The organism is Variovorax sp. 01N425 (assembly GCF_056399465.1).
Map to the genome: position 1 here is coordinate 452,846 of NZ_JBFTRJ010000003.1, position 20,895 is coordinate 473,740.

19 protein-coding genes and 1 tRNA gene are annotated in these 20,895 nt (G+C 65.9%); 7 read left to right on the forward strand and 13 right to left on the reverse strand.

All coding sequences use genetic code 11. The features are described 5' to 3' along the window. The first annotated feature begins 13 nt into the window (after window positions 1-13). Window positions 14-961 (forward strand): TRAP transporter substrate-binding protein, encoded by a 948-nt coding sequence (locus AC1DSC_RS07705; protein WP_027729430.1) that lies wholly within the window; start codon window positions 14-16, stop codon window positions 959-961. Window positions 962-977: 16 nt separating this feature from the next. On the opposite strand, the gene AC1DSC_RS07710 is transcribed toward AC1DSC_RS07705, so the two are convergent. After that, the gene (locus tag AC1DSC_RS07710) at window positions 978-3,197 is read right to left on the reverse strand and encodes a rhodanese-like domain-containing protein (RefSeq protein ID WP_436298302.1); all 2,220 of its coding nucleotides are present in this window, start codon (window positions 3,195-3,197) and stop codon (window positions 978-980) included. A gap of 183 nt (window positions 3,198-3,380) precedes the next feature. On the opposite strand from AC1DSC_RS07710, the gene AC1DSC_RS07715 reads away from it, so the two are divergent. After that, a complete protein-coding gene (locus AC1DSC_RS07715; RefSeq protein ID WP_436298301.1) occupies window positions 3,381-4,349 on the forward strand; it encodes a tripartite tricarboxylate transporter substrate binding protein in 969 nt (322 codons plus the stop codon). 55 nt (window positions 4,350-4,404) lie between these two features. Here the strand turns inward: AC1DSC_RS07715 and AC1DSC_RS07720 are convergent. The 11 genes from AC1DSC_RS07720 to AC1DSC_RS07770 all read right to left on the reverse strand — a co-directional run bounded on the left by AC1DSC_RS07720 (window position 4,405) and on the right by AC1DSC_RS07770 (window position 14,784). Beyond that, window positions 4,405-4,481: transfer RNA gene (locus AC1DSC_RS07720), tRNA-Pro, on the reverse strand. Window positions 4,482-4,507: 26 nt separating this feature from the next. Next, entirely contained in the window at window positions 4,508-4,987 is a 480-nt protein-coding gene (locus AC1DSC_RS07725) for a MerR family transcriptional regulator (protein WP_436298299.1), read from the reverse strand. A gap of 65 nt (window positions 4,988-5,052) precedes the next feature. Further along, window positions 5,053-5,424: an integration host factor subunit alpha gene (locus tag AC1DSC_RS07730; protein ID WP_012747012.1), complete on the reverse strand. Its 372-nt coding sequence runs from the start codon at window positions 5,422-5,424 to the stop codon at window positions 5,053-5,055. A 5-nt stretch (window positions 5,425-5,429) separates the two neighbouring features. Then, entirely contained in the window at window positions 5,430-7,871 is a 2,442-nt protein-coding gene (gene pheT, locus AC1DSC_RS07735) for a phenylalanine--tRNA ligase subunit beta (protein ID WP_436298298.1), read from the reverse strand. A gap of 42 nt (window positions 7,872-7,913) precedes the next feature. After that, a complete protein-coding gene (gene pheS / locus AC1DSC_RS07740; RefSeq protein WP_436298297.1) occupies window positions 7,914-8,990 on the reverse strand; it encodes a phenylalanine--tRNA ligase subunit alpha in 1,077 nt (358 codons plus the stop codon). A gap of 112 nt (window positions 8,991-9,102) precedes the next feature. Next, window positions 9,103-9,462, reverse strand: coding sequence for a 50S ribosomal protein L20 (gene rplT / locus AC1DSC_RS07745; RefSeq protein WP_012747009.1), 360 nt, complete (start codon window positions 9,460-9,462; stop codon window positions 9,103-9,105). A 24-nt stretch (window positions 9,463-9,486) separates the two neighbouring features. Continuing rightward, entirely contained in the window at window positions 9,487-9,690 is a 204-nt protein-coding gene (rpmI, locus tag AC1DSC_RS07750) for a 50S ribosomal protein L35 (protein WP_007832497.1), read from the reverse strand. 170 nt (window positions 9,691-9,860) lie between these two features. Beyond that, window positions 9,861-10,481 (reverse strand): translation initiation factor IF-3, encoded by a 621-nt coding sequence (infC, locus tag AC1DSC_RS07755; protein WP_080515731.1) that lies wholly within the window; start codon window positions 10,479-10,481, stop codon window positions 9,861-9,863. 105 nt (window positions 10,482-10,586) lie between these two features. Then, window positions 10,587-12,494, reverse strand: a complete 1,908-nt coding sequence (thrS, locus tag AC1DSC_RS07760; RefSeq protein ID WP_412510663.1) for a threonine--tRNA ligase — start codon at window positions 12,492-12,494, stop codon at window positions 10,587-10,589. 294 nt (window positions 12,495-12,788) lie between these two features. Further along, window positions 12,789-14,108 carry an isocitrate lyase gene (gene aceA, locus AC1DSC_RS07765; RefSeq protein ID WP_012747006.1) on the reverse strand — a complete coding sequence of 440 codons (1,320 nt, stop codon included), beginning with the start codon at window positions 14,106-14,108 and terminating at the stop codon, window positions 12,789-12,791. A gap of 247 nt (window positions 14,109-14,355) precedes the next feature. Further along, a complete protein-coding gene (locus tag AC1DSC_RS07770; protein ID WP_012747005.1) occupies window positions 14,356-14,784 on the reverse strand; it encodes a gamma-glutamylcyclotransferase family protein in 429 nt (142 codons plus the stop codon). A 39-nt stretch (window positions 14,785-14,823) separates the two neighbouring features. Here AC1DSC_RS07770 and AC1DSC_RS07775 point away from each other — a divergent pair, with 39 nt between their 5' ends. Both AC1DSC_RS07775 and AC1DSC_RS07780 read left to right on the forward strand, forming a co-directional pair. Continuing rightward, the gene (locus AC1DSC_RS07775) at window positions 14,824-15,750 is read left to right on the forward strand and encodes a DMT family transporter (RefSeq protein WP_012747004.1); all 927 of its coding nucleotides are present in this window, start codon (window positions 14,824-14,826) and stop codon (window positions 15,748-15,750) included. Window positions 15,751-15,905: 155 nt separating this feature from the next. Further along, complete coding sequence (locus AC1DSC_RS07780) at window positions 15,906-16,349, forward strand: SWIB/MDM2 domain-containing protein (protein ID WP_012747003.1); 444 nt, start codon at window positions 15,906-15,908, stop codon at window positions 16,347-16,349. A gap of 88 nt (window positions 16,350-16,437) precedes the next feature. Here the strand turns inward: AC1DSC_RS07780 and AC1DSC_RS07785 are convergent, their stop codons facing one another. Beyond that, window positions 16,438-18,156, reverse strand: coding sequence for a thiamine pyrophosphate-binding protein (locus AC1DSC_RS07785; protein WP_478131795.1), 1,719 nt, complete (start codon window positions 18,154-18,156; stop codon window positions 16,438-16,440). Window positions 18,157-18,249: 93 nt separating this feature from the next. On the opposite strand from AC1DSC_RS07785, the gene AC1DSC_RS07790 reads away from it, so the two are divergent. The 3 genes from AC1DSC_RS07790 (at window position 18,250) to AC1DSC_RS07800 (ending at window position 20,854) form a co-directional block, all read left to right on the forward strand. Then, window positions 18,250-18,906: a TetR/AcrR family transcriptional regulator gene (locus AC1DSC_RS07790; RefSeq protein WP_012747001.1), complete on the forward strand. Its 657-nt coding sequence runs from the start codon at window positions 18,250-18,252 to the stop codon at window positions 18,904-18,906. Between the two features lie 157 nt (window positions 18,907-19,063). Next, complete coding sequence (locus tag AC1DSC_RS07795; RefSeq protein WP_012747000.1) at window positions 19,064-20,047, forward strand: tripartite tricarboxylate transporter substrate binding protein; 984 nt, start codon at window positions 19,064-19,066, stop codon at window positions 20,045-20,047. A gap of 33 nt (window positions 20,048-20,080) precedes the next feature. Beyond that, window positions 20,081-20,854 carry an ABC transporter permease gene (locus AC1DSC_RS07800; RefSeq protein WP_012746999.1) on the forward strand — a complete coding sequence of 258 codons (774 nt, stop codon included), beginning with the start codon at window positions 20,081-20,083 and terminating at the stop codon, window positions 20,852-20,854. Window positions 20,855-20,895 lie beyond the last annotated feature (41 nt).

A 20,895-nucleotide genomic window follows, 5' to 3' on the forward strand; every position in this document is an offset into this window, starting at 1 on the left:
CTGGAGTTTTGCATTGACCATCCTCTGCTTGGGAAACCTTGCTGCCGAAGCTCAAACACCATTGCGCGCCTGGAACACCCACCCCGACGGCTACCCGGTCACGGAGGCCATGAAAAGCTTCATCCAGGAAGTGGACGCGGCAACCAAGGGCAAATACAAGATCGAGCTTTTCTCCAACGCCGTGCTGGGCGACCAGGGCAAGGCCGTCGCCATGCTCAAGGCCGGCGAGATCGATGTGGCCGAGTTCAATTCGGCGCCGCTTTCCGAGGCCGCGCCGGGGCTCAAGGCATTCAATCTCCCGTTCCTGTTCCACGACTCTGCGCACATGTTCCGGTATCTGGATGGCGAGATGGGCACGCGCCTGGCGGAGACGCTGAAGGCTTCGGGCTACGTGGTGCTGGGCTGGTACGACGGCGGTGCGCGTTCGTTCTACTGCGCCAACAAGCCGGTGACGAAGCGCGACGATCTGGTGGGGCAAAGAATCCGGGTGCAGCAATCGGAGGTGTACATCGAGATGGTCAAGCTGCTGGGTGCCACCCCGGTGGTCGTGCCCTACAAGGAAGTGCTCGACGGATTCCAGAAGGGAACGATCGACTGCGCCGAAGGCAACATGGCCTCGTACGAGGCCACCGGGCACTACAAGGTGGCCAAGTACATGCTGCTGGACAGCCACATGATTTCTCCCGAGGCACTGGTTGTCTCCAGCAAGCTGTGGAACCGGCTCAGCGCCGAGGAGCGCACCGTGTTCCAGAAGGCCGGTAAAAAATCGGCGGTCCTGATGCGCGAGCTGTGGGAGAAGCGAAGCATCGCGGCGCGTGCCGCGGTGGCCAAGGACGGCGTCCAGTTTGCCAACGTGCAGGACTTTTCTCCCTACATCCGGAAGATGTCGCCGCTCTACACCAAGTACATGACCGACCCGGCCACCCGGGCCGAATTGTTCGCCATCGTCGGGAACCAGTAAGCGCTCCCGGCCCCGTTCAGGCCGAGGCCGGCTCGACGAGGCGGATGCCCACGTCGCCCTCGCGCTCGAGCTGCGCCACCAGGCCCACCTCCCAGTCCAGGTACTGCTTGAAGCCGGCGTCGCGCCTGGCAAGGTCGGCGTGTGCGTAGGGGCTGTACCCATGGTCGTCGTCGCCCGTCAGCACGCCCTCGGGCCCGCTGCCCGTGGGCAGGCGCGCAGCAGCCCACGCCTGCGTGCCGCCCGCCAGCGCGTGGACCTCGCGGCCGATGCGCGCACCCAGCTCCGCCGCCACGATGCGCGCGAGCACGCCGTCCGACGAGGTGAGCACGATGCACTGCGATGCGGGCAGATCGGTGATGAATTCCTGCAGCCGGTCGGGCACCGAGAAGCGCGCGCCCGCGACATGCCGGCGCTCGTAAGCCGACCGGCGTTCCACGTCGAACACCACCGCCGTGCCGGCCTCGAGGGCGGCGGCGGCTTCGCGCGGCGCGATCTCCGGCGCGCCCGCGCGCAGCTGCAGCACGCGCACGAGTTCGGGGCCGAGCACCAGCACCGGCAAGGCCGGCGGTGAAAGCACAAACACCTCGTGGCCGCCCAGCTGCGCGAGCCATGCGCCGGTGGTCAGCGCGCGCACGCCATCCCAGTCGGCCAGCACGATGCGGGCGCGGCGGGTGCCCACGTATTCGTCGGTGGCCTGCACCAGCTGGCCGCCGGGCGCCCAGCGCCAGCCTTCGAGATGGCCGGCCTCGTATTCCTGGCGCGTGCGCACGTCGAAGCGGTAGAGCGAGCGCTCGCCGGCCTCGGCTTCGAAGTGCGCCAAGGTGGCTGTGTCGATGCGGCGCACGCCTGCGCGCGCCGCCACGCTCTCGGCACGGGCGCGGGCCTCCTGCCGCGCGCGCTCGTCCGGCTCGGGCAGCGGCGCCGCGCGGCCGTGGCTGAGCTTGCGGCCCGCCAGCAGCCAGGCCATGGTGCCGTCCTTGAGCGAGACCACCGGGTTGGGAATGCCCGCGTCGATGAGCGTCTGCGCGCCCACGATGCTGCGCGTGCGCCCGGCGCAGTTGACCACCACCAGCGTCTCGGGCCGGGGCGCGAGCGCCTGGATGCGGTAGACCAGCTCGGCACCCGGCAGGCTGTGGGCGAACGGCAGGCTGAAGTCGGCAAACTCCTCCGGCGTGCGGCTATCGACCACCACGATGTCGTCGCCGCGCACCACGCGCTCGTGCAGTTCGTCGACCGAGATCCAGGGTGTGTGCTTGCGGTGTTCGATGACTTCGCCGAAGGCCTTGCTCGGCACGTTGCTGCCGCTGAAGAGTTCGTAGCCCGCGGCAGCCCAGCCTTGCGTGCCGCCGGCCAGCACCGACACGTTGCGCCAGCCCAGGCGCACGAGCTTGGCGGCCGCCTGGTGCGCGAGCGATTCGTCGGCATCGGCCAGCACGATGCGGGTGCTGCGGCGCGGCACGAGGCGGTCGATCAGCACTTCCAGCCGCCACAGCGGCGTCGAGGCCGCAAGCAGGATGTGGCTGCGCACGAAGACGCCGGCCTCGCGCACGTCGAGCAGCGCGATCTCCTCGCCGTCGGACAAGGCGGCCTTCAGTGCCTGCGGCGTGATCGCCGGATGGCGGATGTTCTTCGGCGCCGCGAATTGGCGATAGCTACCGCCCTCCATACCTTCGAACACCACGCGCTTGTCGAGCAGCTCGAGCGCGCGGCCGTAGAAGTGCAGGTGGCGCCCGTCCTGGCCGCCGACCAGCTCGATGGTGTGCACGTCGTCGGCCAGCAGCACGACGGCGCTTCCGGCGACCACGTCGACGGTGCGCTGGTGCACCAGCGCATCGCGCGCGGGGTCGCCCGTCTTCTCGCGGCGGTAGAGCTCGTTGCGTTCGTTGCCCTCCACGCCGGCGATCACCGCCCAGGTCGTGTGGTCGTGCGGCGGCTGGGCCTTGCCTGCCAGCCCGGCCGACAGGTACAGCGCGAAGCCGCCGTCGGCGTCCTCGGCCAGCCGGTAGACCTGCGCGGGGTGCTCGGCATCGACCGGGAAGTGAGCGGCCGGAAACAGTGCGCGGCGCTGCCCCAGCCGGACCAACGCATCGGCCACCGGCTGCAGCGTGTCGTGGGAGGCGGCTGCGCCGGGAAGCAGCAGGCTTCGGACCTGCGCGAGGAAGGCTTCGACGGCGCGCGCGCGTTCACTGGCAACATCGTTTCCCGCGGTTTCGACAGACAGTTCGCTCAGGCTCATGGGGGGCTTTCAGGCAAGAGAAGAAATGAGGGCTGCGGACAGCCTACGCAGCAGGCCGCGCGCTCCCAACGAAGTTTTTCTTCTACGCATATCCGGTTTGCTTCGTTGGCCGGCGCCGGGCGCGCCTCTAGATTGCGCCGCCTGATGCAAATATTCTTCCTACCCCGCGTCCCACGTCGCGCCATGCTGCTGAGCGCGCTCGCATTTGCAGCCCTTCTTCACCCGTTCACCGCCGCCGCTGCCGACGAGGCGGCCGGATTCCCATCGAAACCGGTGCACATCGTGGTGCCCGTGGCCGCAGGCGGCAGCGCCGACAAGCTCACGCGCCTCATCGCCGAACGCCTGACCGAACGCTGGGGCCAGAACGTGGTGGTCGAGAACGTCGCGGGCGCCAGCGGCACCATCGGCGCCGCGCGCGTGGCCAAGGCCACGGCCGACGGCCACACGCTGCTGCAGCAGGGCGAGGGCCTGACGCTCAACGCCATTCTTTTCGAGCGCCTGCCCTACGACGGACAGAAGGCCTTCACGCCGGTGATCAAGGCGGTGGTCAATCCGCAGATCCTCGTGGTCAACCCGAAGACCGGCATCAACGACTTCCGCAGCTACCTGGCCCGCGCCAAGGCGCAGCCGCAGTCGATCAGCCTCGGCCTGCCGGGCAACGGCGGCATCGCGCATGTGGCGCACGAAATGATCGCGCAGGACACCGGCGCGCAGGTGAACTACATCCCCTACTCCGGCGGCGGCCCCGCCACCCTCGACGTGCTCGCGGGCCATGTGGACGCCACGCTGATCACGCTGGCCGCGGTGACCGACCATGTGCGTGCCGGCAAGCTGCGCGCGCTGGCCGTGACCACCGGCTACCGCTCGAGCGCCCTGCCCGACGTGCCGACCATGAGTGAAGCCGGCCTGCCCGGCTTTGCCGTGGAGAGCTGGCAGGGCTACTTCGCGCCGGCCGGCACGCCCGCCGCAGTGGCGGCAAAGATCAACCGCGACATCCAGGCCGTGATCTCCGCGCCGGAAACCCAGGCGAAGCTGGAGGACATGGGCTTCAAGGTCGCAGGCGGCACGCCTTCCGACATGGCGCGCACGCTGTCGGCCGAACGATTGCGCTACGCGAAGACCATCCAGACGGCGGGCATCACGCTGCGCTGACAACAATGAAAAAGGGCGTCCGGAGGATGATTCCGGACGCCCTTGGACGTTTTGTTGGTCGGTGTGAAAGGATTCGAACCTTCGACCCCTTGCACCCCATGCAAGTGCGCTACCAGGCTGCGCCACACACCGAAGCTCTCAATTATAGCCGGCTGAAATCACCGTCCGACGGTCAGCAGCTCACGAATTTCAAAAAGCTCGCGCCGCAGGTGCAGCAACTGCGACGGATCGACCGTGCGAGGCGCGGCCTTGGGCTCGGCCTCGGAGCCAGTCTTGTCTTCTTCCTGGTGGATGGCCGCGTCGAATTCTTCCTGGTCGATCTCGACGGCCTCCATGCCCTCGAGCGGCACCACGCCGGCCTTGCGCCGGTCGCGTTCACCCTGCACGAGTTCTTGCAGTTTGTTGCGCGCGCCGCTGATGGTGAAGCCCTGGTCGTAGAGCAGGTCGCGGATGCGGCGGATCATGAGCACCTCATGGTGCTGGTAGTAGCGCCGGTTGCCGCGCCGCTTCATGGGCCGCAGTTGCGTGAACTCCTGCTCCCAATAGCGCAGCACGTGCGGCTTGACGCCGCAAAGCTCGCCCACCTCACCAATGGTGAAGTAGCGTTTGACGGGAATGGGCGGGAGCGTTTTCTCCATTGAAATCAAGACCGTGCGCGGGAAACCTTAGAGATTACTCTACGCACGCGCCGGGCACCAAGCACTTATTCGGCGCCCAGGCTCCACTCGACCTCGGAAGTGCCGCTCTGCTCGATGCTTCCGTGGATTTGTTCCTTGAGCTTGGCGCTCGCATGGAAGGTGGCGACGCGGCGCTCGCCGATGGGAATGGCCTCGCCGGTGCGCGGGTTGCGGCCCGGCCGCGGCGCCTTCACGCGGATCTGGAAGTTGCCGAAGCCCGAGATCTTGACGTCGGTACCCTCGATCAGGCTGTTGGCGATGAGGTCGAAAAACGCCTCGACCATGTCCTTGGATTCGCGCTTGTTGAGGCCGATCTGCTCGAACAGCAGGTCGGCCAGGTGCGCCTTGGTGAGTGCGGGCGTTTCGAGGGCTTCGAGCGTGAATTCCGCGGCGTTCATTCTCATCAACCTCTCAGGCGTGCGCCGAGTCTGGCGCTCAGTTGTTCGACGATGGCGCGCACGGCCGGTTCCACCTGCTCGTCGGTCAGCGTGGCGCTGTCGTCCTGGAAGCTCAGGCGCACCGCCATGCTCTTTTCTCCCTGCGCCAAGCCGCCGGATGCCGGCGCCGCGCCGTCGCGCGCGGGTTGCGGACGGTAGATGTCGAACAGCGTGGCGTCGCGCAGCAGCCCCTGCCCCGCTGCCGCCGATTGGATGGCCTGCATCAACGCATTGTGCGTGACGGCTTCGGCCACCACCACCGCAATGTCGCGCTCCACGGCCTGGTGCTTGGGCACCGGCCGCGCCACCGGCACGGGGCGCGCGGCGACGGCGTCGAGGTCGAGCTCGAACAGCACCGGCGCCAGTGCGAAGTCCCACTTCTGGCGCCAGCGCGGATGCAGTTCGCCAATGAAGCCGATGGCCTTGCCATCGACCAGCACGCGCGCCGAGCGGCCGGGGTGCAGGGCCGGGTGCTCGGCCGGCTCGAAGCTGGCCACCCGCGGTGCGAGCAGCGCTTCGACGTCGCCCTTGGCATCGTAGAAGTCGACGCGCTGCGGCTTGCCGTCCCAGCGCGCTTCTTCCGCATCGCCCCAGGCGAGGCCGGCCACGCGCATGGGCTGGTCGACGCCGCGCACGGTGCTGTCGGTGGTGGCCACGCTGTCGTCGCGCATGAACACGCGGCCCACTTCGAACACGCGCACGCGCGGCGCCTTGCGATCGAGGTTGAACTTGAGCACCTGCAGCAGCGAGCCCAGCAAGGACGAGCGCATCACGCTCATCTGGCTGGCAATGGGGTTGAGGAGCTTCACCGGATTGGCATTGCCGGCCAGGTCCTGCTCCCAGTGCGCCTCGACAAAACTGAAGTTGATGGTTTCCTGGTAGCCGAGCGCAGCCAGGCTGCGGCGCACCGCGAAGCGGCTGCGCCGGGACTCGGGCCGCACGCGCGCGGTAATGGGGGCGAGCGGCGCATTGGTCGGCAGGTTGTTGAAGCCGATCAGGCGCGCAACCTCTTCGATCAGGTCTTCCTCGATCAAGAGGTCGAAGCGGTGCGGCGGCGGCGTGACGGTCAAGGTGCCCTCGCCTTCGCGCAGCGCAAAGCCGAGGCGGCGCAGCGCATCGGCGCATTGCGCCTGCGTGAGCGGCATGCCGATGACGCGCGCGGCACGCGCCACGCGCAGCGTGACGGGCATGGCCTCGGGCACGTTCAGGATCTTGTCGTCCATGGCGCCGGCCTGGCCGCCGCAGATCTCGATGATGAGCTGCGTGATGCGCTCGATGATTTCCACCGTGCGGCTCGGATCGACGCCGCGCTCGTAGCGGTGCCCCGCATCGGTCGAGAAGTTGAAGCGGCGCGAGCGGCCCTGGACCGCTTCGGGCCACCAGAACGCGGCCTCCACGTAGATGTTGCGCGTGTCGTCGGACACCGAGGTGGCATCGCCGCCCATGATGCCGGCGAGCGATTCGACCGCCTGGTCGTCGGCGATCACGCCGACCTTGTCGTCCACGCCGATGGTGTTGCCGTTCAGCAGCTTGAGCTGCTCGCCCGCCTTGCCCCAGCGCACCGTGAGGCCGCCGTGGATCTTGTCGAGGTCGAAGATGTGGCTGGGCTGGCCGTACTCGAACATGACGTAGTTCGAGATGTCGACCAGCGGCGTCACGCTGCGCTGGCCGCAGCGCGCGAGCCGATCGACCATCCACGCGGGCGTGGCCACCTGGGTGTTCACGCCGCGCACGATGCGGCCCGAAAAACGGCCGCAGAGCTCGGGCGCCTCCACCTTGACCGGCAGCACGTCGGCAAACGACGCGGCCACCGGCGCAATGGCGGGCGTCTTGAGCGGCGCACCGGTGAGTGCCGAGAGCTCGCGCGCCACGCCGTACACGCTCAGGCCGTGCGCGAGGTTGGGCGTGAGCTTGAGCGTGAGCAGCGCGTCGTCGAGCTTGAGCACGTCGCGCACATCGGCGCCAATGGGTGCGTCGGCATCGAGCTCGAGCAGGCCGCCGTGGTCTTCGCTGAGCTTGAGCTCGCGCGCCGAGCACAGCATGCCCTGGCTCTCGACACCGCGCAGCTTGCCGAGCTTGATGAGAAAGGGCTTGCCGTCTTCACCGGGCGGCAGTTCGGCGCCGACCAGTGCGCAGGGCACCTTGATGCCGACGCGCGCATTGGGCGCGCCGCACACGATGTTGAGCAAGGCACCCTGCCCCGCGTCGACCTGGCACACACGCAGGCGGTCGGCATTGGGATGCTGCACGGCTTCCTTGATTTCGCCGACCACGATGCGGCTGAAGGGCGGCGCCACGGGGCGGCGCTCTTCGACCTCGAAGCCGCCCATGGTGAGCGTTTCGGCCAGTTCGGCGCTGCCAAGGGGCGGATTGCAGAACTCGCGCAGCCAGGATTCCGGGAATTGCATCTCTTCGATCTCGTATTCGTATTTGTTTCTATGGACGGGTGCTTACTGGAACTGCGAGAGAAAGCGCAAGTCGCCGTCGAAGAACAGCCGCAGGTCGTTCACGCCGTAGCGCAGCATGGTGAGCCGGTCGGGGCCCATGCCAAAGGCAAAGCCGATGTAGCGCTCGGGGTCCAGCCCCATGTTGCGCACCACGTTCGGATGCACCTGGCCCGAACCCGCCACTTCGAGCCAGCGGCCGGCCAGCGGGCCGCTCGCAAACTGGATGTCGATCTCGGCGCTGGGCTCGGTGAACGGGAAGAAGCTCGGGCGGAAGCGCAGCACGAGGTCCTCGCTCTCGAAGAAGGTGCGGCAGAAGTCGGTGAACACCACCTTCAGGTCCTTGAAGCTCACGTTCTCGCCGAGCCACAGGCCTTCGCACTGGTGGAACATCGGCGAGTGCGTGGCGTCGCTGTCGACGCGGTAGGTACGGCCCGGCGCAATCACGCGGATCTCGGGCGCCTTGACGGTGCCGGTGGCATCGGCCGCGGCCGCAGCGAATTCGGCGGCGTACTTCTTGATGTGCTGATGCGCATAGCGCACCTGCATCGGGCTGGTGTGCGGACGCAGGTTGTACGGAATGCCGTCGTCGCCGTTGAGGTCGACGTAGAAGGTGTCCTGCATCGAACGCGCCGGGTGGTTCGGCGGGTTGTTGAGCGAGGTGAAGCTGTGCCAGTCGCTCTCGATCTCGGGGCCGTCGGCCACGTCGAAGCCCATGCTCGAGAAGATCTCCTCGATGCGCTCCAGCGTGCGGCTCACGGGATGCAGGCCGCCCGGAATGCGGCGGCGTCCGGGCAGGCTCACGTCGAGCGCCTCGGCGCGCAGCTGCAGCGAAAGCTCTTCGTCGGCGAGCTGCTGGCGGCGGTCGGTCAGCGCGGCTTCGATCGCCTGCTTGGCCACGTTGATGGCGGCGCCGCGCGACTTCTTCTCGTCGACGCTGAGCGCGGCCATGCCCTTCATCAGCTCGGTGATGCGGCCCGACTTGCCGAGGAACTGGGCCTTGGCGTTTTCGAGCTCGGCGGGCGTTTTCGCTTCGGCGAAGGCGGCGCGGGCGGTGGCGACAAGGGAGTCCAACTCGTTCATAGCAACAAAATTAGGCGGGGAAATAAAAAAAGAGCTGGAGCCTTTTCAAGCGCCAGCCCTTGTGCCGTGGGCGCAGGAAGCCGCCCGAAGGCGGCACTCCTGCTGTGCAGAATCAAGCAGCCAGCTTGGCCTTGACCTGCTCCACGATGCCGGCAAAAGCGGCCTTGTCGTGCACTGCGATGTCCGCAAGCATCTTGCGGTCGATCTCGATCCCGGCCTTGCGGATGCCGTTGGCGAACTGGCTGTAGGTCAGGCCCAGTTCGCGCGAGGCGGCGTTGATACGCGCGATCCACAGTTGACGGAAAACGCGCTTCTTGGTGCGGCGGTCACGGTAGGCGTATTGCCCAGCCTTCATCACCGCCTGTTTGGCGATGCGGAAGACATTACCGCGGCGACCGCGGAAACCCTTGGCGAGTGCGAGAACTTTCTTGTGGCGGGCGCGAGCCGTTACACCACGTTTGACGCGAGGCATGTGTGTACTCCTTGTTCGTCTGAGTTAAATGCCACGGCCGGGCAGCATGGCGGCGACAGAAACCATGTTGGTCTCATGCACTGCGACTGCACCACGCAGGTGACGCTTGTTCTTGGTGGTCTTCTTCGTCAAGATGTGACGCTTGAAGGCTTGACCGCGCTTGACGGTGCCACCGGGACGAACGCGGAAACGTTTTTTCGCGCTGCTCTTGGTCTTCATTTTGGGCATGTGAATGCTCCTTTAGTTTGTGCTCGTGAGGCGCCGCGGATACTCCACGGACTTGTTGGCCCCGAGACACTTCTTTATCCCGCCACTGCCTGCCCTTCTTGCGAAGCGCCGGCAGCGGCGAAATTCTTCATCAAACCCTGCTATCTCTACCCGCTGCCGTGGCAGCCTTTTCAGGCCGCCGCGGGCGCCGAAGCTTCCGAAGAAGCCGGCTTTGCGGCACCACCGCCGCCGCCCGGCTTCTTGCGGCCCGGCGCGATCATCATGATCATCTGCCGGCCTTCGAGCTTCGGAAACTGCTCCACGACGATCAGGTCGCCCAGCTCATCGCGGATCCGCTGCAGCAGCGCCAGGCCGAGTTCCTGGTGCGTGATCTCGCGGCCACGGAAGCGCAGCGTGATCTTGCATTTGTCGCCCTCTTCAAGAAAGCGCTTGATGTTGCGCATCTTGATGTTGTAGTCGCCGTCGTCGGTACCGGGGCGGAACTTGATTTCCTTGACCTCGATGACCTTCTGCTTCGACTTGGCCTCGGCCGCCTTCTTCTGCTCGTGGTACTTGAACTTGCCGTACTCGATCAGACGGCACACGGGCGGATTGGCCGCGGCAACGACCTCTACCAGATCCACGTCAGCCTCACCGGCGAGGCGCAAGGCCTCGGAGAGACTCATAACACCCAATGGCTCGTTTTCCGGGCCTACAAGGCGGACTTCCGGGGCCATGATTTCCCGGTTCAGGCGGTGTTGGCGTTCCTCGCGGTGGCGGCGGTCGCGAAATGCAGTAGCGATGGTCAGAATCCTTCAAAAATTGCTACAAAATCTGTAGCGGACGCCGGGTCAGTCCTCGCGGACAAGCGGCATGATTTGGACGAGAAGCACATATGAGGGTGCTTCCGGGACAAATCAACGCTTGTCAGCAACATCCTGGACGAGCCGTTGCACGAACGATTCGAGGGACATTGCACCGAGGTCTTGATTGCCCCGGGCGCGCACTGCGACGGCACCAGCTTCTCTCTCTTTGTCGCCTACGACAAGGATGTAGGGAAGCTTTTGCAACGAATGCTTGCGTATTTTATACGTAATCTTCTCGTTGTGCAGATCCAGCTGGACCCTAAGCCCTTGATTCTGCAGCGTTTTCGCCACTGAAGCGGCGTAGTCGGCCTGGCCTTCGCTGATGTTGAGCACCGCCACCTGCACCGGAGCGAGCCATGCGGGCAGCGCGCCGGCATGGTGTTCGATCAGCATGCCGATGAAGCGCTCGAGGCTGCCGACGATGGCGCGGTGCAGCATGACGGGATGGGCACGGCCGCTCGTTTCCGTGACGTACTCGCCGCCCAGGCGCTCGGCCGTGTTGAAGTCGACCTGCATCGTGCCGCATTGCCACTGGCGGCCCAGCGCGTCCTTCAGCGTGTATTCGATCTTGGGGCCGTAGAAGGCACCATCGCCGGGCGAGATGATGAAGTCGACGCCCGAACGGCGCAGCGCCTCCATCACCGCGTGCTCGGCCTTGTCCCAGAGCTCGTCGGAGCCCACGCGGTTGTCGGGGCGCGTGGCCACCTTGTAGAGGATTTCCGTGAAGCCGAAGTCGGCGTAGACCTTCTGCAGCTGCGCCGTGTAGGCCACGCATTCTTCGAGGATCTGGTCCTCCGTGCAGAAGATGTGGCCGTCGTCCTGCGTGAAGCCGCGCACGCGCATGATGCCGTGCAGCGCGCCGCTGGGCTCGTTGCGGTGGCACTGGCCGAACTCGCCGTAGCGCAGCGGCAGGTCGCGGTAGCTGCGCAGGTCGCTCTTGAAGATGAGCACGTGGCCCGGGCAGTTCATCGGCTTGAGCGCGTATTCGCGCTTTTCCGACTCCGTCGTGAACATGTTGTCGCGGTAGTTCTGCCAGTGGCCCGTTTTCTCCCACAGGCTCTTGTCGAGGATCTGCGGGCCCTTCACTTCCCAGTAGCCCGTGTCGCGGTAGATGCCGCGCATGTACTGCTCGACCGCCTGCCACAGGGCCCAGCCCTTGGGGTGCCAGAACACCACGCCCGGCGCCACTTCGTCGATGTGGAACAGGTCCAGCTCCTTGCCCAGCTTGCGGTGGTCGCGCTTCTCGGCTTCCTCGATGCGCTGGATGTACTGGTCGAGCTGCTTCTTGTCGGCCCAGGCCGTGCCGTAGATGCGCTGCAGCTGCTCGTTCTTGGCGTCGCCGCGCCAGTAGGCGCCGGCGAGCTTCGTGAGCTTGAAGACCTTCAGGAAGCGCGTGTTCGGCACGTGCGGGCCGCGGCACATGTCGACGTATTCCTGGTGGTAGTACAGGCCCATGGCCTGTTCGTCGGGCATGTCCTCGACTAGGCGCAGCTTGTAGTCCTCGCCGCGCGACTTGAAGACCTCGATGACCTCGGCGCGCGGCGTCATCTTCTTGACCACGTCGTAGTCCTGCGCAATGAGCTCGCGCATGCGCGCCTCGATGGCGGCCATGTCCTCGGGCGTGAAGGGGCGCTCGTAGGAGATGTCGTAGTAGAAGCCCTCCTCGATCACCGGGCCGATGACCATCTTGGCCGTCGGGTAGAGCTGCTTCACGGCGTGGCCAACCAGGTGGGCCGTCGAGTGGCGGATGATCTCCAGGCCCTCGTCGTCCCTGGGCGTGATGATCTGGAGCTTGGCGTCATGGTCGATGACGTCGCTGGCATCGACGAGCTTGCCGTCGACCTTGCCGGCCACCGTCATCTTGGCGAGCCCGGGTCCGATGGACTGGGCAACTTCGGCCACCGAAACCGGGCCGGGGAACTCGCGGCGCGAGTTGTCGGGGAGCGTGATCTGGATCATGGAAAACCTCGGGCGAAAAAACAAAAAGCGCGGTGACTGGCCGCGCTTTGCTTGGGATGAGAGCTGGCAGAAACCAGCGAGCGCGGGCTACCGGCCCTTTTCTTCGGAGACGAAGAAAAAGCCGCTGAATCCTTGCGGAGTAGTTCGCGGTGTCATAACCAAGGTGCCTTTCTCGCTCTTGTTGGGTGCAGAGGGCGCAATTCTATCCGCTGGCCGCCGAGCCCAAAAAAAAGCCCGGCGCTCGGCCGGGCTCGAAGGTGACAGCGAAATCGTTGTGCTGGCGGATTCAGCGGATCAGTGGAACTGCTCTTCCTCGGTCGAGCCGGTCAGCGCCGTGACGCTGGACTTGCCGCCCTGGATGACCGTGGTCACCTCGTCGAAGTAGCCGGTGCCGACTTCCTGCTGGTGCGACACGAAGGTGTAACCGCGATCGCGCGCCGCGAATTCGGGCTCCTGCACCTTCTCGACGTAGGCCGACATGCCGCGCTGCACGTAGTCTTGCGCCAGATCGAACATGTTGAACCACATCGAGTGGATGCCGGCCAGCGTGATGAACTGGTACTTGTAGCCCATGGCGCCGAGCTCCTTCTGGAACTTGGCAATGGTGGCGTCGTCGAGGTTCTTCTTCCAGTTGAAGGACGGCGAGCAGTTGTAGGCCAGCATCTTGCCGGGGTGCACCTTGTGGACCGCGTCGGCAAACCGCTTGGCAAACTCGAGGTCGGGCGTGCCGGTTTCGCACCACACCAGGTCAGCGTAGTGGGCGTAGGCAATGGCGCGGCTGATGGCCTGGTCAATGCCCTTCTTGGTCTTGTAGAAGCCTTCGGCGGTGCGTTCGCCGGTGAGGAAGGGCTTGTCGTTCTCGTCGTAGTCGCTGGTGATGAGGTCGGCGGCTTCGGCGTCGGTGCGGGCAATCACGAGCGTCGGCGTGCCGCAGACGTCGGCGGCCATGCGCGCGGCGATGAGCTTCTGCACGGCCTCGGTGGTGGGCACGAGCACCTTGCCGCCCATGTGGCCGCACTTCTTGACCGAGGCGAGCTGGTCTTCGAAGTGCACGCCGCCGGCGCCGGCCTTGATCATGGCCTTCATCAGCTCGAAGCCGTTCAGCACGCCGCCAAAGCCGGCTTCGGCGTCAGCGACGATGGGCGCGAAGTAGTCGACATAGCCCTTGTCGCCCGGGTTCACGTTCTTGGACCACTGGATTTCGTCCGCGCGGCGGAAGGTGTTGTTGATGCGCTCCACCACGGTCGGCACCGAGTCCACCGGGTACAGCGACTGGTCGGGGTACATCGACGAGTAGGTGTTGGCGTCCGCGGCAACCTGCCAGCCCGACAGGTAGATGGCCTTCACGCCGGCCTTCACCTGCTGCATGGCCTGGCCGCCCGTGAGCGCGCCGAGGCAATTGACGTAGGGCTCGTTGTTCACCAGCTCCCAGAGCTTCTCGGCGCCGCGGCGCGCAAGCGTGTGCTCGATGGGGAAGGAGCCGCGAAGGCGAACCACGTCGGCGGCGCTGTAGCCGCGCTTGATGCCCTTCCAGCGGGGATTGGTGGCCCATTCTTTCTCGAGGGCGGCAATTTGCTGTTCGCGGCTCAATTGTTCGGTGAGGGTCTGGGGCATGGTCACTCCGTGAGGTTGGTTGAAAGGATCGGGCGCTGCGGCCGTGGAGCTACTCTAAACCGAAGCCAGACTCTTATGTCTTATAGAAGACATATTCTTAGTCCAGCAAAATCAATCACTTACAAAGACATTTCTCCATGCAAAATTATTTTTCTCATATTGAGAAAAAATATTGCGCCGCAGCAGCCGCTCTTTTCGCAATGTGCAATCGACCTTTCAGGCGTGAAAACGAAGCGCCGCGCACGCCTCAGCTGGCAGCGGCATGGGCCATCCAGTCGCCGCTGTCGATCACCGCGCGCCCCTCGATGCGCGATGGATGGATCTCGTAGACCAGGCATTCGAAACGCTGCGCACCTGCTGCCACGATCAGGTGGCGGCGGATGTATTCGCCGGAGCCGTCGTCGGCGACGCCCTCGAGCCGGTCGAGCTCGGCCTCCACCTGGGGCGCGACGCGGTAGATCTCGCCGAAGACGCGCCGCTGCCCGCCGAGCACCGCGCCGGGGTAGGCGCCGAGGTCGTACAGCGTGGCGGCAATGCTTGCGTCGGCCACGTGGACCGGCACGGGCCGATAGCGCGCGATGTCGTTGCGCCCGCCGCGGCGCAGGGTGCCGTAGACGAAGACGTGGCGCTGCGCGCCTGCGTCCGGCGCGACATCGGGCCCGGGAGATTGGGGCATCATCGAATCCATCGTTCCAACAACAAGCCGTCCAGTCTATTGAACACCGCTGCTCCCGCCAGCCGCCTGCTGGCCTATGGTTGCCTGGCCCTGAGCATGTCGCTCGTCGGCGGCTACGTCGCCCTCTCCAAGCCGCTGGTGGCGGCCTTCCCGGTGCTGTTGCTCGCCTGGCTGCGCTTCGGCATCGCGGCGCTCGCCATGCCGCACTGGCTGCGGCGCGCTCCGGGCGAACCGCCGATGAGTGCACGCACGCGCGGGCTGGTCTTTCTCGAATCGTTCCTCGGCAACTTCCTGTTCTCGATCTGCATGCTGTTCGGCGTGAGCCTGACCAGCGCGGTGTCCGCCGGCGTGATCATGGCTTCGATCCCGGCGGCCGTGGCGGTGGCGAGCTGGCTCTTCCTGCGCGAGCGCATCACGGTGCGCATCGGCCTGGCCATAGGCTGCGCTGCGATCGGCATCGGCCTGCTGGCCCTGACGCCCGCGCATGCACCGGCAGCGGGCGACAACGGCGCCGCCGCGCCTTCGATGCCTTGGCTCGGCAATCTGCTCGTGTTCTGCGCGGTGCTGTGCGAAACCGCCTATGCGGTGATCGGCAAGTCGCTCACCGGCCGGCTCGGCCCCAAGCGGATCTCCTCGCTCATCAACCTCTGGGGCTTCGTGCTGTCGATGCCCTTCGGCATCTGGTTTGCGCTGCAGTTCGACTTCACGGCGGTGCGCCTCGGAACCTGGGCACTGCTCGTGGTCTATGCGCTGGCCGCGAGCATCTGGACCGTGTGGCTCTGGATGACCGGATTGCGCCATGTGCCCGCTGCGCAAGCGGGCGTGTTTGCCGTGATGCTGCCCGTGAGCGCGGCCCTCGTGGGCGTGCTGGTGCTCGGCGAAAGCCTCTCCGCGGCGCAGCTGCTTGCGTTCGCTCTTGCACTCGTTGGCGTGGTGCTGGCGACCTGGCCCGCGCGCCGAAGCTGAAAACCACGGGTTCTCCCCTCTGAAAAAACAACAACTCCCAATGAAAAAACCGCTTTTTCCCTTGGAAACGCGTTTTTTCTCCTTTAGCATCCGCAATGCCACTGGAGACGCAAGTTTTTCATTGGTGACTGTTTAACCAAAAAAGGAAATCAACCATGGCAACTGCAAAGAAGGCTCCGGCCAAGAAAGCTCCGGCAAAGAAGGCCGCTCCCGCAAAGAAGGCTGCGGCTCCTGCGAAGAAGGCCGCACCGGCCAAGAAGGCGGCTCCCGCAAAGAAGGCTGCTGCTCCTGCGAAGAAGGCTGCACCCGCGAAGAAGGCTCCTGCAAAGAAGGCCGCTCCCGCCAAGAAGCGCACGCCCAACGCTGCGTTCATGAAGGCCCTGACCCCCAGCCCGGCACTCGCCGCCGTTGTGGGCTCGACGCCTCTGCCACGCACCGCAGTCGTGAGCAAGCTGTGGGACTACATCAAGAAGAACAACCTGCAGGACAAGGCCAACAAGCGCAACATCAACGCCGACGCCAAGCTGAAGGAAATCTTCGGCAAGCCGCAAGTGTCGATGTTCGAACTGGCCGCGCTGATCGGCAAGCACGTCAAGTAAGCACCCGGGGGCCCCGCGCTCCCGCATCAGAAAGCCGGCTCATGCCGGCTTTTTTTTCGCCTGTGGCAAGCGCGCGCCGCGGCTCTCTTCAGCCCCGCGCCTGCGCCGCCCGAGTGATCGACGCGAGCGTGCCGCGCGTGGTGATCACCTCCGGGTCCAGCGGGATCTCGATCAGCGTGCCCGTATCGGCCGCCAGCGCGCGCAGCAGCGCGGCCTCGAACTGCGCGGTTTCGGTCACGCGCTCGGCCGCGTAGCCGTAGGCCCGCGCGAGGCCGCAGAAGTCGGGGTTGCGCAGCGCGGTGCCGCTTTCGCGCTCGGGGTACTCGCGCTCCCGGTGCATGCGGATGGTGCCGAACATGCCGTTGTTCAGCAGCACGATGATGCTCTTGCCTCCGTGCTGCGCAGCGCTCGCGAGCTCTTGCCCGGTCATCAGGAAATCGCCGTCGCCCGCGATCGTGAAGGCCACGCGCCCCGTTGTCAGGTTGGCCGCAATGCCCGCCGGCACGCCGTAGCCCATCGCGCCGCTGGTGGGTGCCAGCTGCGTCTTGTGGCCCTTTGCGAGGCCGTGGTAGCGGAAGTAGCGGTGCACCCAGCTCGCGAAGTTGCCGGCGCCGTTGGTGATGGCCGCGTCCGGCGGCAGGTGCTTTTGCAACAGCGCGACCACTGCGGCCATGTCGATGGGGCCGCGCGGCGTTTCGGCCGGCATGCCGGCGAGCGGCTGCGGCTCGAGGTTCGCCTCGTAGTCCGCATGGGCCTGCAACGTCCATTCTTCCCACGGCAGCGTGGGCGGTGCGCTCAGCACCTCGAGGCTGCGCGCGGCGGCGCTCATGCCGGCGTTGATGGCCAGGTCGGCCTGGTAGACGCGGTTGAGTTCCTCGGCACTGGCGTGGATGTGCACCAGCTTTTGTTGGGCCTTCGGCGCCTCGAGCAGCGTGTAGCCGCCGGTGGTCATCTCGCCAAGGCGCGGGCCGATGGCGAGGATCAGGTCCGCGTCCTTCACGCGCTGTGCGAGCTTCGGATTGATGGCGATGCCGACGTCGCCCGCATACAGCGGATGGTGGTTGTCGAAAGTGTCCTGGAAGCGGAAGGCATTGGCCACCGGCAGCCGCCAGTTCTCGGCAAAGCGCTGCAGCGCCTGCGCGGCCTGCGCCGTCCAGCCGCCGCCGCCCGCAATCACCAGCGGCCGCTCGGACTTCAGCAGCAGCTCGCGCAGCGTGCGCAGCGCGCCCGGGTCGCTCCAGGGCTGCACCGCCTCCACGCGCCTGAGCGGCCGCGCGGTGGTCTGTGTGCGCAGCATGTCCTCGGGCAGCACCAGCACCACCGGCCCCGGACGGCCGTTCATCGCGGTGGCGAAGGCGCGCGCCACGTATTCGGGAATGCGGTCGGCGTCGTCGATGCGCTCCACGCGCTTGGCAAAGCCCTTGGTGCAGGGTCCGAAGAAGCTGCCGTAGTCGACCTCCTGGAAAGCCTCGCGGTCGCGGAAGTCGCTGCCGACGTCGCCGACGAACAGCACCATCGGCGTCGAATCCTGGAACGCTGTGTGCACGCCGATCGATGCGTTGGTGGCGCCCGGCCCGCGCGTCACGAAGCACACGCCCGGGCGCCCCGTGAGCTTGCCGTGCGCCTCGGCCATGAAGGCCGCGCCGCCCTCCTGCCGGTTGACGATGAAGCGGGCCCGCTCGCGGTAGGCATGAAAGCCGTCCAGCACCGCCAGGAAGCTCTCGCCGGGTACGCCGAACGCGATCTCCATGTCCTGCTCGACCAGGCATTCGACGATCAGGTGGCCGGCGGGTTGTGATGTACTCATGGGAAGTCGAACCTCAGCTGCAATGTCTCCGGCAATTATGTGCGCCCGCCTCCAACGCCTTGCGTTAATTCACCAATTGGTTAAATTCGCGCCATGAAGGCCCCCAAGGATTCCTCGCCCGAAACGGCCGAGCCGCGTTCGCGCGATGCCGACCGCTCGCAACTCGCCATCCTTGCGTCGGCGCGCGACGAGTTTGCCCAGCGGGGACTCGCCGGCGCACGCATGGACAGCATCGCCGAGCGCGCAGGCCTGAACAAGCGCCTCATCTACTACTACTTCGGCAGCAAGGACGACCTGTTCCTGGCGGTGCTCGAGCGCACCTACGCCGACATCCGCGAGGCCGAGCAGCGGCTGCACCTGGACGAGATCGACCCGGTCGAGGCGATCCGCCAGCTGGTCTCCTTCACCTGGCACTACTACCTGGAGCACCCCGAGTTCATCACGCTGCTGAACAGCGAGAACCTGCATTGCGCGGCGCACCTCAAGCGCTCCGAACGCATCCAGGAGATGAACTCGCCGCTGGTGCAGCTGCTGGACACGGTGCTCGAGCGCGGCCGGCGCGACAAGCTGTTCCGCGCCGGCGTGGACCCGGTGCAGCTGTACATCTCGATCGCGTCGCTGTGCTACTTCTATCTCTCGAACAACCACACGCTCTCGGCGATCTTCGGCCGTGACCTGCGCGCGCCCAAGGCCATGGCCCAGCGCCTGTCGCACATGACCGACCTCGTGCTGGGCTACGTGCTGCACTGAGCCCGCGGGCCCCTGCGGCCTCTCCAGACCTCCTTCGGGTATTCACTAGGCAGCGGCGGTTGACGCTGCGGCGCAGCCCTTCCTAAAATCGCTAATTCACTTATTGGTGAATTGATCGATTCAAGACAGCGGCCCCACCGCGCGGAGACAACCGACCATGAAGCAACTCGCACGCACCACCGCCCTTGCGGCGCTCACCTGCCTGGGCGCACTGCTGCCCGGCCTCGCATCCGCGCAGAACGGCTATCCCAGCAAGCCGATCCGCGTGATCGTGCCGTTTGCGGCTGGCAGCACCACCGACATCATTGCCCGCGCCATTGCCGACAAGATGAGCCAGAGCATGGGCCAGACGCTGGTCATCGACAACCGCGGCGGCGCGAGCGGCACCATCGGCCAGCAGGCAGTGGCCACGGCCGCGCCGGACGGCTACACGGTCATGATCCACTCGTCGTCGCACACGGTGAGCCCCTCCACCTTCGCCAAGCTGCCGTTCGACACGGTGGGCGACTTCGCCGGCATCACGCCGATCTCGTCGCTGCCCAACGCGCTGGTGATCTCGCCGGCGAAGAACATCAAGACGCTGCCGCAGCTTCTGGCCGCCGCACGCGCCAAGCCCGGGAGCATGAACTTCGCATCGGCCGGCCAGGGCAGCGCCACGCACCTGAACGCCGAGAAGTTCAAGATGGCCGCGAAGATAGACGCAACCAACATTCCCTTCAAGGGATCGGGCGAGGCCGTCACCGAGGTGCTCTCGGGCCGCGTCGACTACTACTTCTCGCCCATCGCGCCGGTGATCGGCCAGATCAAGGAGGGCCAGCTGCTCGCGCTCGCCGTCGGCTCGCCCAAGCGCGCCGCCGCCCTGCCCGACGTGCCCACCACCAGCGAGGCCGGCGTGCCCGGCTCGGAGTTCAATTTCTGGATCGGGATGATGGCGCCGGCCAAGACGCCGCGCGACATCGTCCACCGCCTGCACGACGAAGTGGCAAAGGCGCTGGCCACGCCCGAGGTGAAGGAGCGCTTTCTCAAGCTGGGCGCCGATGCCTGGACGCTCAAGCCCGAGCAGTTCGACGCCTACATCAAGGACGAGATCGCGAGCAATGCCCAGCTCGTGAAGGCCGCGGGCCTGTCGGTCCAGCAGTAGCAAGCCTCCGTCGACAAGCCCCGGGTCGTCTTCATGCTCCGCAAGCTCCTGCTTTCTCCGGCCCTGCGCCCGTTCCTCTTGATCCTGCTGCTGCTGGTGCTGTGGGACGTGGCGATCCGGCTCTTCAGGATTCCGGCCTACCTGATTCCACCGCCGTGGGAAGTGGTGAAGCAGCTCGTGGCCGAATGGCCGCGCCTGTTGGCCGAGAGCTGGAAGACCACGCTCGCCACGCTCGGCGGCTTCGGCCTGACGATCTTGATCGGCATACCGATTGCGATGGTCATCGCCTACTCGCGGCTGGTCGAGTCGTACGTGTACCCGCTGCTGGTGTTCTCGCAGAGCATTCCCAAGGTGGCGATTGCGCCTCTCTTCGTGGTGTGGTTCGGCTTCGGCATCTTTCCGAAGGTGATCAGTGCGTTCCTGCTGGGTTTCTTTCCGGTGGTGGTGTCGACGGTGATGGGCTTCAAGTCGGTCGAGCCCGACATGCTCGACCTGGCCCGCTCGATGGGCGCGAGCCGGCTGCAGACCTTCTTCAAGATCAGCCTGCCGCAGGCCATGCCCGCGATCTTCAGCGGCCTGAAGGTGTCGGTGACGCTGGCCGTGGTGGGTGCGGTGGTCGGCGAGTTCGTCGGCTCCAACTCGGGCATCGGCTACGTGCTGCAGGTGGCCAACGGCAACTTCGACCTGCCCCTGATGTTTGCCGCGCTCGTGGTGCTGTCGAGCATCGGCGTGATTCTTTTCGTCGCGGTCGACATCGTCGAGCGCGTGATGATTCCGTGGCATGCCTCGCAGCGCCACGCGAACTGAGTTCCTTTCTTCGTCATACCCAGAAAACTCCAGGAGACAAC